8 pseudogenes are annotated in these 17091 nt (G+C 73.5%); 4 read left to right on the top strand and 4 right to left on the bottom strand.

Features of this window, described 5'->3' with window-relative positions:
• Nucleotides 1-539: 539 nt before the first annotated feature.
• Nucleotides 540-797 (top strand): annotated as a pseudogene (locus tag NM962_08795) (hypothetical protein).
• A gap of 635 nt (nucleotides 798-1432) precedes the next feature.
• On the opposite strand, the pseudogene NM962_08790 reads toward NM962_08795, so the two are convergent.
• Together NM962_08790 and NM962_08785 are read right to left on the bottom strand one after the other, a co-directional pair.
• A pseudogene (locus tag NM962_08790) lies at nucleotides 1433-2431 on the bottom strand (hypothetical protein).
• Between the two features lie 1553 nt (nucleotides 2432-3984).
• Nucleotides 3985-4263 (bottom strand): annotated as a pseudogene (locus tag NM962_08785) (PE-PGRS family protein).
• Nucleotides 4264-7345: 3082 nt separating this feature from the next.
• Between NM962_08785 and NM962_08780 the strand changes: the two are divergent.
• A pseudogene (locus tag NM962_08780) lies at nucleotides 7346-7531 on the top strand (hypothetical protein).
• Nucleotides 7532-8127: 596 nt separating this feature from the next.
• Here NM962_08780 and NM962_08775 read toward each other — a convergent pair.
• Nucleotides 8128-8607, bottom strand: a pseudogene (locus NM962_08775) (hypothetical protein).
• A gap of 3160 nt (nucleotides 8608-11767) precedes the next feature.
• Here NM962_08775 and NM962_08770 point away from each other — a divergent pair.
• Nucleotides 11768-11917 (top strand): annotated as a pseudogene (locus tag NM962_08770) (DUF3494 domain-containing protein).
• Nucleotides 11918-12717: 800 nt separating this feature from the next.
• On the opposite strand, the pseudogene NM962_08765 reads toward NM962_08770, so the two are convergent.
• Nucleotides 12718-12948: pseudogene (locus NM962_08765) on the bottom strand (hypothetical protein).
• Nucleotides 12949-15436: 2488 nt separating this feature from the next.
• Between NM962_08765 and NM962_08760 the strand changes: the two are divergent.
• Nucleotides 15437-15586, top strand: a pseudogene (locus NM962_08760) (DUF3494 domain-containing protein).
• Nucleotides 15587-17091: the final 1505 nt, after the last annotated feature.

The raw sequence follows: 17091 nt of genomic DNA, 5'->3' as shown, positions 1-17091 counted from the left end.
CGCCGACACCAGCGTTGCTGCCGACATTGCCGGCACCACCGGTCGCAATCCCGTCAGTCACGGTGCCGCCGTTGGTGGCCCTGACGGTTCCGGCGCCGCCGGCGCCGCCGGTCCCGCCGTTGACCCCGCCGTTACCGCCGTTACCGCCGGTTGCGGTGCTGTTGGTGACGGTGCTGTCTTGCCCGTCGGCGCTGACCGTGGCCGAGCCGCCGGTGCCGCCGGTGCCGCCGTCGCCATCGGCACTGCCCACGCCACCGTTACCGCCGTCGCCGCCGGTCGCGGTGCTGTCGGTGATGCTGCCGCCGTTGGTGGCGCCGGTGGTGGCACCGCCGCCACCGCCGCCACCGCCGCCGCCGTGGCCTCCGGTGTTACCGGTCACGGTTTGTCCTGCCCCGCCGGCGCCGCCGTTCCCCCCGGCCGCACCGTCACCGATGGCGCCACCGTCCGCACCGTTGCCACCGTTGCCACCGGCACCTGCGGTGCCGGTGTTGGCCGCACCGCCGACGCCGCCGACACCGCCGTGCCCGCCGGTGAAGCTGCCCTTACCGCCGTCACCGCCCACACCGCCGACGCCGCCGTTACCGGCGCCGGTGCTGGCACCGCCGACGCCGCCGGCACCGCCGGAACCACCGGTCGTCAAGGTGTTGAGCGGGTTGTCGGGGTCAACGGGTGCCCCCGGGCCGCCGACCCCACCGTTGCCACCGTTGCCGGCGGTGCCGTCCTCGGAAGTTCCGCCGACGCCACCGTCGCCGCCGCGTCCGCCGGTCAGTGCACCGCCCTCGGCGTCGCCCACACCGCCGGCGCCACCGTTACCACCATTACCGGCGGTCTGTGTACCGGTCGCCGCACCGCCGACACCACCCGCACCGCCCTGCCCGGAGCCGTCGCCGCCGACACCGCCGTCGCCACCGGTACCGCCGTTGCCGTGATCTCCGCCGGCGCCGCCGGCACCACCAACGCCACCGGCGTACGCCGTGCCGTCCTCCTCAAAGCCACCACCGCTACCGCCGACGCCACCAGTACCGCCGTTACCCGACGCCCCGGCCGGCAGCGCGCCCGCCTCGCCGGTGGCACCGGCCTTGCCCTGCGTTCCGGTGAAGATGCCGCTCGATACCCCGCCCTGCCCACCGGCACCACCGGCACCGGCGATACCCAGGTCGCCGCCCTTGCCACCGGCACCACCGGTAGCCCCGACACCATCGGCACTGTTACCACCGGCCCCGCCGTCGGCACCGTTGCCCGCCGCACCCGCGTCACCGCCGAGGCCGCCGGCCCCGCCGTCACCGGCGTTGCCCGCGGTGTGAAGACCGAGGAAACCGCCCTTGCCTCCGGCTCCGCCGTTGCCTCCGACACCGCCGACACCGCCGTTACCGCTATCACCGCCGGCACCGCCAGCACCGCCGACGCCACCGGCTCCCTCGGCGTTGTCCGCGCCGTCGCCGCCGGCCGCACCGTCACCACCGGCACCACCGGCACCGGCATTGCCCCCGACACCACCGACACCGCCGTTGCCAGAGATGCCGAACAGCCCGGCCTGACCGCCGGCCCCACCGTTACCGCCGGCCCCACCGTTGAACCCGTTGCCGCCGTTGCCGCCGTTGCCGCCGGCCACACCGGGCTCGCCAGCGGTGTTGCCCGGGAAGCTCAGGCCGGCGGCACCGAGGGCGCCTGCGGCGCCGATCGCACCCGCACCACCGGCGCCACCTGCGCCGCCATTTCCGGCATTGCCGAATACGAATCCGGCATCGCCGCCGGCACCACCATTGCCGCCGACCCCGCCGGCCGCACCAACACCGTCAACACCGGCCGCACCCGCACCACCGTTGCCGCCGTTGCCCATCAGCCAGCCGCCGGCTCCACCATCGCCACCGTCGCCGCTGGTACCCAACGGGCCACCGAACGCGCCATCACCACCGGCACCGCCGTCACCGAACATGCCGGCGGCACCACCGGCCGAACCGTCAAGACCCGCGCCACCGTCACCGAACAGGAAGCCGCCGTTGGTCGCGGCATGGAACACACCGTCGGTATCGATGTAGGCGTCCGCCCCGTTGCTGAACACGCCATCGATGACCAGGCCACTGGAGATCAGGGTCTCTCCGATGCTGTGGATCGGGCTATAGATCAGGAAGTTGATGGTGTTGGCGACGAAGTCATCGAAGGCTTGCAGCGGATCAACCATGCCGCCCTCGGCCGCACCCGGGGCCATCCAGGACCAATCCGGCGTCGCGGTCTGCAGATCCGGCGACTCAAACCACGCTGCCGATTGAGCCAACATTTGGTCCAGGAAATCGTCGACGTCGGCGCGCGCGCACGGTGCCGCCGTCAACGGCGCCATCCCGAACGCCAGGAACGCGCCCGCCGCGGTCCCGGCACCGAGCGCCCGGTTGCCACGACGCCCCTTGAACTCACTTCGACCACGACGAGTCACGCTCATACCCCCCTTATGTGGCCCATAGTGGGCCCACATTGAATCCCAACAGATATCGAGGTTAACACCAATTCCAAAGACGGCAACTCGAGTGCATTATCCCGGACAGCCCCGGTCAACGCTCGTTTTACCAGCGCTTTTATGGGTAAACAGACACCGGGGTGATGGGAGCGAGCCCTAAGTGATTGCCTATCCGGAGACACTCAGGATGAGATCGACGCGCCGTTGACGTCCGAGCAGACGCTCTCGCAGAAAAGGTCAACGCGGCCACCCCATTTCCGGGGTGGCCGCGTTGGCCCGTCGAGCGTCTGCAGGTGGGATCAGCCGTCGGCTCCGGGGCCGTTCGGGCCGTCGCCACCCTTGCCGCCGTCACCACCGTTACCGAGGTTGCCGCCGTCGCCGCCGGCGCCGCCGGCACCGCCGGTGCCCGATGTTCCGGTGTTGGTCCAGCCGTCGCCGCCGTTGCCGCCGTTGCCGACCGGGCCGGCGGGTTGGGTGCCGGCGTTGCCGGATGTCGCGGTGCCCGAGCCGGTGCCGGCGTTGCCGCCCGCGGCCGGGGTGTCGGCGATGTTGCCGCCGTCGCCGCCGTCGCCACCGTTGGGGTTGGTGGCGTCACCGGCGGCACCCTTGCCGCCGTTGCCGGCAGTACCGGTGGCGCCGCCGTTACCGCCGTTGCCGCCGGCCCCGGTGGTTCCTGCGGTGCCGCTGGTGGCCGTGCCGCCGACGCCGCCATTGCCGCCGTTGCCGCCCTTGCCGCCGACCGCACCATCGCCGCCGTTGCTGCCGTTGTTGGCCTGGTCAGCGACACCGGACGCCACCGCACCGTCCGCGCCGTTGGCGCCGCCGCCACCCTCGCCGCCGCCGGCGCCGGAGCCGCCGTTGCCGCCGTTACCGCCGTTACCGGAGGTCGAGCCGCCCTTGCCGCCCGCGCCGCCGGCACCGCCCGCGCCGCCATCCTGGCCGGCAGTGCCGGACTGTCCCGCAACCGTGCCGGTGACACCGGCGTCGCCGGCCGTGCCGCTACCGCCGTCGCCACCCTTACCGCCGTTGCCGATCGCGCCGCCGTCGCCACCCTGGCCGCCAGCGCCGCCTGAAGCACCCGCGAGCGCATTCGCGTCGTTGGACGGGTCGTAGCCGGCGCCGCCGTCACCACCGTTGCCGGACGGGCCGATGGCCGGGGTTCCGGTGGCGCCATTGCCGCCGACGGTGCCACCGCCGCCGGCCGTGGTGCCGGCCGCGCCACCGGTGCCGCCGCTGCCGGCAATACTGCCGGGGTCGCCACCCTTGCCGCCGTTGCCGCCGTTCACAGTGGTGGCGTCGCCGGCGGCGCCGTTGCCGCCGTTGCCGCCCTGGCCTGCGGATCCGGCGTCGCCGCCCTTGCCGCCGTTGCCGTTGGTGCCGACGACGCTGCCGTTCTGCGCGGTTCCGGCGTTACCGCCGCTACCACCGGTACCGCCGGAGCCTGCCTGACCGCCATTGCCACCGGCACCGCCGTTGGCGCCGGCCACCGTGCCGGTGCTGGCGTCATAGCCGGCGCCGCCGGTGCCGCCGTTGCCGCCCGCGCCACCATCGCCGCCCTCGCCGCCGCTGCCGGCGGTGTTGACGGCCAGCAAACCGCCGTTACCGCCGTTGCCGCCCTTGCCGCCGTTGCCGCCGGCCAGGCCCTGGCCGCCGTTGCCGCCGTCCGGGTGGTTGACGTCGCCGGCAGTGCCGGCCGCGCCGTTACCGCCGACACCGGTCTTGCCGTCACCACCGGCGCCACCGTTACCACCGTTGCCGGCGTCGCCGCCGCTGCCGCCGTTACCGCCGCTGCCGCCGCTGGTGCCGCCGTCGGCGGCGTCGTCGCTGGCCGCGTCGTAGCCGTCGCCACCGGTGCCGCCGTTACCGGCCGGGCCGGTGATCGCGGTGCCGTTGCCGCCACCATTGCCGTCGGTCCCGCCGGTGCCGCCGGTGCCGTGCGCACCGCCTGCCCCACCGGTGCCGGCGGTACCGACGTTGCCGCCGTCACCACCGTTACCACCGGTGGTGGTCGTGGCGTCACCGTTGGCGCCGTCGCCGCCGTCGCCCGCGGTGCCGGCGTTGCCGCCCGCACCACCCGCGCCACCGTTGCCGTTGACGCCGACGTTCCCGTTGGTGGCGGCACCACCATTGCCGCCGGCACCACCGGCGCCACCGTTCATACCGCTGCCGCCGGACCCGCCGTTAGTACCGGAGTCGCCGGCGTTCACACCGTCGGTGCCTTCCAGACCGTTACCGCCGCTGCCGCCCTTGCCGCCGGTACCACCGGCGCCGCCGGCGCCGCCGTTGCCGGAGGTCGAGCCGCCCGCACCACCGGCACCACCCTTACCGCCGTCGAAGCCCACAGTGCCGTTGGTGCCGTCGATGCTTCCCACGGAGCCCGCGTTACCGTCGGAGCCGTTGCCGCCGGAGCCACCCTGACCGCCGTCCCCACCGTTGCCGAGGTTGCCGCCGTCGCCGCCCTTACCGCCGGCGCCACCGATACCGGCTGCGTTGTTGAAGCCGGCACCACCCTTGCCACCGTTACCGACCGGGCCGGTCACACCGGTGCCGGCATTCCCGGCCGTGCCGTTGCTGGATCCGGTACCGGCGTTACCGGCGGTACCGCCCTGGCTGGAGTCACCACCCTGGCCGCCGTTACCGCCGTCAAGGTGCGACCCGTCGCCGTCGGCACCCGCACCACCATTGCCGCCCGCGGCGCCATTGCCACCGGAGCCGGCGTTGCCGCCAGTACCGGCCAGCGCCGACGTGCTGCCGTCACCGTTGGTGCCACCGGCGCCGGCATTGCCGCCGTTACCGCCCGCGCCGGCCGTACCTGCGTTGCCGCCGGCACCACCGTTGCCGTCACCGGTGGTGAACGAGCCGTCCGCACCGGTCAAGCCCGCCACGGCGTCGCCGCCCTTGGCGCCCGAGCCACCATCGCCGCCGACGCCACCGGCCAGCGAAGCTGAACCGATACCGGCGTTGCCGCCCTTACCGCCGACACCACCCGAACCACCGGCCGTGCCGGAGTTGCCGTTGCCGTTCGCGTCGGTGCCGACACCGCTGGTGCCCGCGACACCGTCGCCGCCGTCACCGCCCTTGCCGCCATTGCCCAGGTTGCCGCCGTCACCACCGGCGCCACCGTCGCCGCCGGACGCGCCCGCCGCGGAGTCGGTGAAGCCGTCACCGCCTGCGCCACCGTTACCGGCCGGGCCGGTCACACCCGCGCCGTCGCTGCCAGTGTTGCCGTTCGTGGAGCCGGTGCCGGCCGTACCCGCGTTGCCGCCCTGGCTGGAGTTACCACCCTTACCGCCGTCGCCACCGTTGATGTACAGCGCGTTGCCCTGAGCACCCGCGCCACCGTCACCGCCCGCGGCGCCGTCACCACCGCTGCCCGCGTTGCCGCCAACACCGGCCAAGGCCGACGTCGTGCCGTCACCGTTGGTGCCGCCCACGCCGCCATTGCCGCCATTGCCGCCAGTACCGGCCGTGCCAGCGTTGCCACCGTCACCGCCCTTGCCGTCATTGGTGCCCGCAACACCGAGCGCACCGGCGTTGCCCGCGACCGCGTTACCACCATCGGCGCCCGAGCCACCCTTACCACCGGCACCGCCGGTCAGGGTCGACAGGCCGGTACCGGCGTTGCCGCCCTTGCCGCCGACACCACCGTTACCGCCATCGGTGCCGGAGTTGCCGTTGCCGTTGGCGTCGGTCCCGGAGCCGCTGGTGCCCGCCACACCGTCACCACCGTCACCACCCTGGCCACCGTTACCGAGGTTGCCGCCGTCACCACCGGCGCCACCCTTGCCACCGGAGGTGCCGGCCGCACTGTCGGTGAAGCCCTTACCACCGGCACCACCGTTACCGGCCGGGCCGTCAACACCCGCGCCGTCGGAACCGGTGTTGCCGTTGACAGAGCCGGTACCGGCCGTGCCCGCGGCACCGCCCTGGCTGGAGTCACCACCGTTACCGCCGCTACCGCCGTCGGCGTGACCCGAGACGCCGGCGGCACCCGCGCCGCCGTCGCCGCCCGTGGCGCCGTCGCCACCGCTACCGGCGTTACCACCGGTGCCCTGCGTACCGGCGTTGCCGTTGGTCGCCGTGCCGGCCGCGCCACCGTCGCCGCCATCGCCACCGGTGCCCGCGGTACCCGCGCTGCTGCCCGCGGTGCCGTCATAGCTGGCGTTGCCGGATTCCAAACCGTTCAGGCCGGCGGCACCGGCCCCGGCGTTGCCGCCCTTGGCGCCGCTGCCACCGTTACCGCCGGAGCCGGCATTGCCGGCCATCGATCCGCCGTTACCGCCGGCACCACCCTTGCCACCAGAGCCGCCATTGCCGCCGTTGCCGCCGTTCTCGGCCGCGGAGGTTGCGGCGGCCCCGTTATCGCCGGCCACACCGTTACCGCCATTGCCGCCCTGGCCGCCGTTGCCGTAGTCACCGCCGTTACCGCCCTGGCCGCCATTGCCGCCGGAGGTGCCGGCCGCCGCGCCGGTGTCACTGGCCGCGTCATAGCCGTTACCACCGTTACCGCCGTTACCGCCGCTGGTCACAGAGCTGCCCCCGGCACCATCGGTGCCGCCATTGCCGCCACTGCCACCGGTACCGGCAGCGCCGCCCGCACCACCACTACCGGCGGTGCCGACGTTGCCGCCCTGACCGCCCGCGCCACCGTCCTTGTAAGTGGCGTCACCGTCGGCGCCCGTGCCACCGTTACCACCGGCCCCGGCGTTGCCGCCCGTGCCGCCGTTGCCACCGTTGCCGTTGTTGCCGTAGCTGGTGGCGCCGAAGCCGGCGGCACCACCGTTACCACCCGCACCGCCGGCGCCGCCCGCACCGCCGTTGCCGCCGTCCTCACCGGCGCCGTCGTTGACGCCTTGCACACCGGTCTGGCCGGTGTAACCGGCGCCGCCGGCCCCGCCCAAGCCGCCCTTGCCGCCGGTTCCGCCGGCCCCGCCGTAGCCGGAATTCGAGTTCAGCGCAGTGCCGCCGGCCCCGCCGTCGCCGCCCTTACCGCCGCTGCCGCCCTGACCGCCCTGGCCACCGGCACCACCGCCAGTGCCGCCCTTACCGCCGTTGCCGCCGTTGCCACCGGCGCCGCCCTTACCGGCATGGAGGTTCTCCCCCAGGGCACCACTGTCGCCACCTTTACCGCCGGCGCCACCGTCGCCGCCGTTGCCACCGGCGCCACCGTCACCGACGCTGAACACCGTGGCCGCACCACCGTTGCCGGCGTTGCCGCCGGCGATGGTGAGCGCCTTGAAGCCCACGTCATTGGCGTGCGCGGCGTTGTAGGCAGCTACGTCAAAGCCGTCGCCACCGGCACCACCGTTGCCACCGTGGTCGGCCTTCTGCCCGTCGGCGCCGCTGGCCGCATGCTCGGTGGTCGAGCCGCCGTTCAGGCCACCCGCACCGCCGTGTCCGACGCTGCCCGGAGCCGCACCTTCGCCACCGTCACCGGCGTTGGGGTGCGCGATTGTGCCCGCAGCCCCGGCACCGCCGTTGCCGGCGATACCGGCGTCGCCGCCGTCGCCGCCCACGCCACCCAGGCCGTTGGTGCCCGCAGAACCCATGCTGCTGCCGGCGCCGGCCAGACCGCCTTGGCCACCCTGACCACCGTTGGCGCCGTCACCGCCGGCACCAGCGTTGCCGCCGACGCCGTTGCTGGCAGCGATGTCCCAATCACCTTGGGCGCCGTCGCCGCCCTGGCCGCCGTTGCCGCCGGCGCCACCGACACCGCCTGCACCACCATTGCCGCCGTCGCCGAAAAGACCCGAAGACTTGCCGCCGGCACCACCATTGCCGCCATTGCCACCAACGACACCGTTACCGGCCACCGCACCGGCGCCGGTACCGGCGTTCAGCCAGCTGCCGGCCGCACCCGCAGCACCGACCAGCCCGGCCGCGCCGATACCACCGGCACCGCCGTTACCACCGGAGCCGAACAACCAGCCCGCGCCATCGCCACCATTGCCGCCGGCACCACCATCGGCACCACCGAGGCCGCCGTCGCCACCGACACCCATCCAGGAGCCGCCGTCGCCGCCGTCGCCGCCGGCCAGACCCGCCAGACCGGCACCACCGGCCCCACCGTTGCCGAACAGGCCGGCCGCACCACCGTCGCCGCCGGCGACACCCGCGCCACCATCACCGAACAACCAGCCGCCGTCACCACCATTGCCACCATCGACACCGGCAACACCGATCGCCCCATTGCCGATAATGATCGAGCCGAACCCGAACGTCTCGTTGATGAAGTCGTTGACCTCGATGCCCAGCGGGCTGTCGATCCAGTCGACCAGGCCGTCATGCAGCGGGGTGTAGAACCACTGGTCCACCAGTGCGGTCAGGTCCAGCGGGTTGGAGTCGGCGGACATCGCCCAGTCGAATCCACCCGAGACATCCGCGTCAGCGCTCGGCCAGGCCGCCGGGCTGAACAGGTCAAGCAGCCAGTCCAGCTCGCCGTCGGCCTGTGCCGACGGCGCCGGCGTCAACGGCGTGATTCCGAACGCCAGGAATGCCGCCGCGGCCGAACCCGCACCGAGTACCTGACGACGCCGCCCCCCGTGGCGCCGACCGGCCCCAGCCTGCCCCGCGCCCTGACGCTTTCCTGCCATGTGCTTGCCTCAAGTCTCTACAGCGGTCCACCACAGTGAACGAATGGATATTCTAACGCGGCCCTTAAGTTAATGGGTTAGAACCCCCGAGTCAACACCCGAAATCCGCCCGGTTTCACAGACTCAATCTGACAAATGCCATGACATCCTCCGATGTCAAACGGGTCTAGCCGGGGTGCCGTGCGCGACACGCGGAATCCTCAGCCAACGCTGATGTTTACCTGTGTGCCAACGACTCGTGACCAATCAACCTGGGGAGATACGACAAGGCCAGCCGCTCCACCAGCGGAAGTTAGTTCACCTTCGTGCCCGTCATGCGCCGGGCGAACCATCACCTCCGTTGCCGCCATTGCCGCCGTTGCCCAAGTCGCCGCCGTTACCACCGGCGCCGCCCTTGCCACCGCCGTTGCCGGCTCCGGGCTGGGTGTAGCCGTCGCCGCCATCACCGCCGTTGCCGGCCGGGCCGCCCGGCGTAGCGCCGTCGGTTCCGCCCTGACCCGTGCTGCCGGTGCCCGCGGCTCCGCCGGTTCCGGCATTGCCGCCGGCGCCACCGGTGCCGGTGGCACCCACGTTGCCGCCGTTGCCGCCGTTGCCGCCGTCGATGTGCGTGGCATCGCCGTGGCCGCCGTCGCCGCCATCACCGGGCAGGCCGGCGCTGCCGCCGTTACCGCCCGCGCCGCCGTTGCCGTTGCCGCCCGCGGTACCGGTCGTCGAGGCACCACCGTTGCCGCCGTTGCCACCGTGGGCGCCGGTACCGCCCTTGCCGCCGGTACCGCCGTTACCGCCGTCGCTGCTGCCGCCGTTGCCCTGACCGCCCGCACCGGCCAACCCACCGGCGCTACCGCTCGTGGCCTGACCGCCCGCACCGCCGGCACCGCCGGTACCCGACGCCGAGGTTCCGCCCGCGCCGCCGTCGCCGCCCTGCCCGTACTGGTAGGGCGGGGCGAAGGTCATGGTGCCGCCGGAGCCGTTGCCGCCGTTGCCGCCGTTGCCGGCGGCTTGACCTGGCAGTGCGTCGCCGCCGGCCCCGCCGTTCCCGGCGGCGCTGTTGGCCCCGCCATTACCCCCGGCGCCGCCCTTGCCGCCGGTGCCGGAACCGGCCGCGTTGCCACCGGCGCCGCCTTCGCGGCCAACGCCGCCCCAGCCGCCGGTGCCGCCGTTGCCGCCATTGCCGCTCAAGCCGCCGTCGCCGCCGTTACCGCCGACCGCGGTGGTGTTGCCGCCGTTACCGCCGACCCCACCGGCGCCACCATTTCCGTTGGCGCCCAACGCATTACCACCGGCACCGCCAGGACCGCCCCAGCCGCCCAGGCCGCCCCAGCCGCCGTTGCCGCCGTTGCCGGTACCGGTCGCGTCGCCACCGTTTCCGGCCACCGCACCCGCGTCGCCGCCGTTGCCGCCGGCACCACCGGCACCACCGTCACCGGCGACCGAGTCACCACCCGTACCGCCCTGGCCGCCACCGAGGGCGTTGGTGCCGCCCGCAGCGCCACCGTTGCCACCGTTGCCGGTGCCAGTGCCGTCACCACCATCAGCACCGTTGCCGCTGTGTCCGGCATTGCCGCCGGCACCACCGGCGCCACCAGTACCCGAGCCGAACGCCTTGCCACCGGTGTTGCCGACGCCGCCGGAGCCGCCCGATCCACCGGAGCCACCGTTGCCGCCGTCGCCGTCGGCCGCGTTGGAATTTGAACCGGTGGCGCCATTTCCGGCGTTGCCGCCGACACCGCCGGAGCCGCCGGCACCGCCGTTGCCCGATCCGAGCGCCGCGCCACCGATGTTGCCCGAGCCACCGTTGCCGCCGTCGCCGCCGCTACCGCCGGACTGGCCGACGCCGTCGACGTCAGAGAGCCCGGCCGAACCGTCTCCGCCGAGACCGCCGGCGCCGCCGTTGCCGCCCGCGCCGCCGTTGCCGGTACCTGCGCCGGCGCCGCCGACACCACCATCACCGCCCCGGCCGCCGGAGGCGCCGTTGTTGCCGGCGTTGCCGGCCGTGGCCGTCGCGCCGGCACCGCCGGCACCGCCCTTGCCTCCGGTTCCACCAGCGCCACCGTTGCCCTGCACGGACACCGCACCACCGGACCCCGCGTTGCCGCCTTGTGCGCCAACCGCACCCACGCTGCCGGCGCCACCGGCTCCGCCGTTGCCACCGTTGCCGGCGTCACCGATCGTCGCGTTTCCGCCGGCACCACCGGTGCCGCCCACCGCATCAGTGGCGCCGCCGCCCCCGTCGCCGCCGCGTCCGCCGTTGCCGATGCTGCCGCCGGCACCGCCGGCACCACCGTTGCCGCCGACCGTGCCCGCCGCCGCGTTCGGGTCACCGGCCGCGTCGTACCCGTTTCCTCCGTTGCCGCCGTTGCCCGACGGGCCCACGGCCGGGGTGCCGGTGGCACCGTTGGTGCCGTCGACGCCGCCGGTGCCGCCGGTGCCGTGCGCCCCGCCGTTGCCGCCGGTCCCCGCGACGCTGCCGGCATCGCCGCCCTGGCCACCAGCTCCACCGTTCGGCGTGGTGGCGTCGCCATTGGCGCCATTGCCGCCGTTGCCGCCCTGGCCGGCGCTGCCGGCGTTGCCACCCGCACCGCCGTTGCCGTTGACGCCCGCACTGGCGGCACCGTTGACCGCACCGGCGTTACCGCCGGCGCCACCGTCGCCGCCGGAACCGGCCTCACCGCCGTTGCCGCCCTTACCGCCGTTGGCCCCGGCCACGGTGGGGCTGTAGCCGTTGCCGCCGGTGCCGCCCTGGCCGCCGTCGCCGCCGTCGCCGCCATGGCCACCGCTGCCCGCGGTGTTGATGGACAACAGGCCGCTGGCCCCGCCGTCGCCGCCGCTGCCACCCTTGCCGCCGGCGTCACCCGCGTGGCCGTCACCGCCGTTGGGGTTGCCGAGGGTGCCGTCTGCACCGGCCGCGCCGCTGCCGCCGATACCGGTGGCCGCACTGCCGCCGACGCCACCGTTGCCGCCGTTGCCGTTTGATCCGCCGTCGCCGCCGTCGCCACCGTTGCCGCCGTTGGTGCCCGGTGTGGCATTCGGGTCGGACGCGGCGTCATAGCCGTTGCCGCCCTGCCCACCGTTGCCCGACGCGGTGGTGATCGGGGCACCGCCGGTGCCGGTCGAACCGTCGGTTCCGCCGTTGCCGCCGGTGCCGTGCGCCCCGGCGTTGCCGCCGTTGCCGGCGGAGCCGACGTCACCGCCGGCGCCACCGTTGCCGCCGTTGGCTGTGGTGGCATTCCCGTCGCCGCCCTTGCCACCGTCACCGGCCGTGCCGGCGTTACCGCCCTGGCCGCCGTTGCCGCCATTGCCGTTGGCGCCATCGATGCCCGCGGTGGCCGTGCCGCCGTTGCCGCCAGCGCCACCCTGGCCGCCGCTGCCACCGCTGCCGCCGCTGCCGCCCTTGCCACCATCGGCTCCGGCGGTGCTGGCGTCGGCGCCGTTGACGCCGCTGCCGCCGCTACCACCGTTGCCGCCGACGCCGGCACTGCCGCCCTTACCCCCGTTGGCGCCGGTGCCACCGGCGCCACCGTTACCGCCCTGGCCACCGTTGGTGCCGGACTCGCCGTTGGCGCCGGCAGTGGCACCACTGAGTCCGGTGTAGCCGTTGCCGCCCTTGGCGCCGGCGCCGCCGTCACCGCCGTTGCCCGAGGCCGTGTGCTGAGTGGTGCTGCCCGCGAACAGACCACCCTGGCCACCGTTGCCGCCCTGGCCACCGTTGCCACCGGCGGTGCCATCCACACCCGCCGCTGAACTGTCAACGCCCGCAAAGCCGTTACCACCGGCGCCACCGTTGCCGCCGACGCCCGCGGCACCGTTGGTACCGCTGGCCGCCGCGCCCGCGGCGCCCTGACCACCGACGCCACCGGAGCCGGCGTTGCCACCGTTGCCACCGTTACCGCCGGCGGTGCCGTCGTGGTCGACGGCGCTACCGTCCGTACCCGTCGAACCGGCCGCACCCTTGCCACCGGAGCCACCATTGCCGCCGACACCACCAGCGCCATGCTGGCCGGCGGTCGAGCCGGTGCCGCCGGCACCACCGTTACCGCCGGCACCACCATTGGTGCCGTTGCCGCCGTTGGCACCCGGGGCCGCGCCGTCAGCACCGGTGAACCCGTTACCGCCCTTACCGCCGGCGCCACCATCACCACCGATACCGGACGCGGCGTGCGTGGTGGTGCTGCCCGCGATCAGGCCACCGGTACCACCGTTACCGCCCTGGCCACCACTACCGCCAGCGGTGCCATCCACACCCGCGGTCGTGCTGGCGGTGCCATCAAGACCCTTACCGCCCTGACCACCATTGCCACCAGTGCCCGCATTGCCATTGCTACCGCTGGCCGCAGCACCGGTCGGCCCCTGCCCGCCCGCACCACCGGAACCGGCATTACCACCGTTGCCACCGTTACCACCGGCAGTTCCGTTGACGTTGCCGACAGTCCCATCAGTGCCCGCACCACCAGCAGCACCATTGCCGCCGGAGCCACCATTGCCACCGACACCACCAGCACCATGCTGGCCAGCGACCGAACCGCTACCTCCGGCACCACCATTGCCGCCGGCACCACCATTGGTGCCACTGACACCATCAGCACCCGCCGTCAGGCCATTGCCACCGGTGAAACCATTACCGCCCTTACCACCGGCGCCACCATCACCACCGATACCGGACGCGGCGTGCGTGGTGGTGCTGCCCGCGATCAGGCCACCGGTACCACCGTTACCGCCCTGGCCACCGCTGCCACCGGCCGTGCCATCCACTCCGACGGTCGTGCTGGCAGTGCCATCAAGACCCTTACCGCCCTGACCACCGTTACCGCCGACGCCCGCATTGCCGTTGGAGCCATTAGCCGCCGGACCCGAGGCACCCTGACCACCGGCACCACCGGAACCGGCATTACCACCGTTGCCACCGTTACCACCGGCAGTGCCGTTGACGTTGCCGACAGTCCCATCAGTGCCCGCACCACCAGCAGCACCATTGCCACCCGAGCCGCCATTACCACCGACACCACCGGCACCGTGGTTGCCAGCGGTGGAACCGCTACCTCCGGCACCACCATTGCCGCCGGCACCACCATTGGTGCCACTGACACCATCAGCACCCGGAGCGACACCGTTGCCACCGGTAAACCCGTTACCGCCCTTGGCACCCGCGCCACCATCACCACCAACACCGTCTGCCGCACGCTGCGTCGTGCTGCCGGCCAGCAGACCACCCTGGCCACCGTTACCGCCCTGGCCACCATTGCCACCCGCGGTGCCGGCAGCACCTGCGGTCGAACTGTCAACGCCCGCAAGGCCCTTACCGCCCTGGCCACCATTGCCACCGGTGCCCGCATTGCCATTGCTACCGCTGGCCGCAGCACCGGTCGGCCCCTGCCCGCCCGCACCACCGGAACCGGCATTACCACCGTTGCCACCGTTACCACCGACAGTGCCGTTGACGTTGCCAACAGTCCCATCAGCGCCCGCACCACCAGCAGCACCATTGCCACCCGAGCCACCATTACCACCGACACCACCAGCACCATGCTGGCCAGCGACCGAACCGCTACCACCGGCACCACCATTGCCGCCGGCACCACCATTGGTGCCACTGACACCATCAGCACCCGGAGCGACACCGTTGCCACCGGTAAACCCGTTACCGCCCTTGGCACCCGCGCCACCATCACCACCGATACCGGACGCCGCATGCGTGGTGGTGCTGCCCGCGAGCAGACCACCGGTACCACCGTTGCCGCCCTTGCCACCGCTGCCGCCAGCGGTGCCATCCACACCCGCGGTCGAGCTGTCAACGCCAGCAAGGCCCTTGCCGCCCTGACCCCCGTTACCACCGGTGCCAGCATTGCCGTTGGAGCCATCAGCAGCCGGACCCGAGGCACCCTGACCACCGGCACCACCAGTTCCGGCGTTACCACCGTTACCGCCGTTACCTCCGGCGGTGCCGTTGACGCTGCCGACCGCCCCATCGGTGCCCGCCGAACCGGCCGCACCGTTGCCGCCGCTACCACCGTTGCCGCCGACACCACCAGCACCATGCGTGCCCGCCGTCGAACCGCTACCGCCGGCACCACCATTGCCACCGGCACCACCATTGGTGCCACTGACACCATCAGCACCCGCAGTCAGGCCATTGCCACCGGTGAAACCATTACCGCCCTTAGCGCCGGCACCACCATTGCCGCCGACACCGGAAGCCGCATGCTGGGTGGTGCTGCCCGCGAGCAGGCCACCCTGACCACCGTTGCCGCCCTTGCCGCCATCACCGCCGGCGGTGCCAGCAACCCCAGCAGTCAAGCTGTCAACGCCAGCAAGGCCCTTGCCTCCCTGGCCGCCGTTACCGCCGACACCGGCGTTGCCGCCAGTGCCATTGGCCGCCGGGCCCGTGGCGCCCTGACCACCGGCGCCACCGGAACCGGCGTTGCCACCGTTGCCGCCGTTGCCACCGGCGGTTCCGTTGACGCTGCCCGACGTGCCATCGGCACCCGTCGAACCAGCCGCACCATTTCCGCCGCTACCGCCATTGCCGCCGACACCACCAGCACCATGGTTGCCGGCAACCGAACCGCTACCACCGGCCCCACCGCTACCACCAGCGCCACCATTGGTGCCCGACTCGCCATCAGCACCCGCCGCCACGCCACTAAGACCGGTGTAACCGTCACCGCCCTGAGCGCCAGCGCCGCCATCGCCACCGGTACCGGTGGCGGCGTAGTTGATGCCGTCCGCAAGCAGACCACCGGCGCCGCCGTTACCGCCCTTGCCACCGCTACCACCGGCGGTGCCGTCCACACCGGCTGTCGAACTGTCAACGCCCGCAAGACCGTTGCCACCGGCGCCACCGTTGCCACCGGCACCGGCGTTACCGTCAGAACCGCCGACCGCAGCACCGCCGGCACCCTGCCCACCGGCACCACCGGCACCGGCGTTACCGCCCTTGCCACCGTCGCCGCCGGCAGTTCCGTTGTGGTCGAGCGCATTACCGTCGGCACCCGTCGAACCGGCCGCACCATTTCCGCCGCTACCGCCATTGCCACCGGCACCACCAACACCCTGGCTACCCGCAACCGAACCGCTACCACCGGCACCACCGCTACCACCGGCACCACCGTTGGTGCCCGACTCGCCATCAGCGCCCGGGGCCACGCCACTGAGACCGGTGTAACCGTCACCGCCCTTAGCGCCGGCGCCACCGTCACCGCCGATACCGGTGGCGGCGTGCGTCCCATCCTCGTTCAGGCCGCCGGCGCCGCCGTTGCCGCCCGCGCCACCGTTACCCCCGTCGGTCCCGTCCACCCCGGCCGTGGTGCTGCTGATTCCGGCCGAGCCCGTGGCACCGCTGCCGCCGTTACCGCCCACGCCACCGACGCCATGGAGGCCGGCGTTACCGCCCGCTCCACCGTTGCCACCGGCAGTGCCGGCTACCGCGTTCGGGTCCGCGGCCGCGTTGTAGCCATCGCCGCCCCGACCGCCGTTGCTGGCACCGATCGCCGCAGCACCATCACTGCCCTGCTGGCCGGTCGTGCCTCCCATGCCACCGGTGCCGCCGATACCGGCGACACCCGAGTCCCCGCCATTGCCGCCCGTGCCACCGTCGAGGTGGTCCGCGGTACCGGTGGCACCGGCGCCACCAGTGCCGCCGGTGCCGGCCGCACCGCCGGTACCGCCATTGCCACCGGCACCGACCTGACCGGCCACCCCCGAGGCACCGTCGTAGCCGAACAAGGAGTGCGTGACCCCCACGGCCCCAGCCGTTCCGGCCGCGCCGCCATTGCCACCGGCACCACCGTTGCTGCCGTCAGAACCGGACGTGCCGTTGGCGCCATTGCCGTCCCCGCCGTCGGCGAAGGTGCCGGCCGCACCATCGTCGCCGGTGGTGCCGGCCAGGCCCTCGCCGCCGACGCCACCGGCACCACCGTTTCCGGCCGCACCGCCCTTGCCGCCGGCGCCGATCACCCAGGACTTCGACGCGCCACCCGCGCCACCGTTGCCCCCGACTCCACCGTTGCCGCCGACACCACCCACACCGCCATTGACACCGGTCACACCGGC

It is taken from the genome of Mycobacterium sp. SVM_VP21, from assembly GCA_024758765.1.
Taxonomy (GTDB): Bacteria; Actinomycetota; Actinomycetes; order Mycobacteriales; family Mycobacteriaceae; genus Mycobacterium; species Mycobacterium heraklionense_C.
This window is presented reverse-complemented; position numbering and strand designations above follow the sequence as displayed.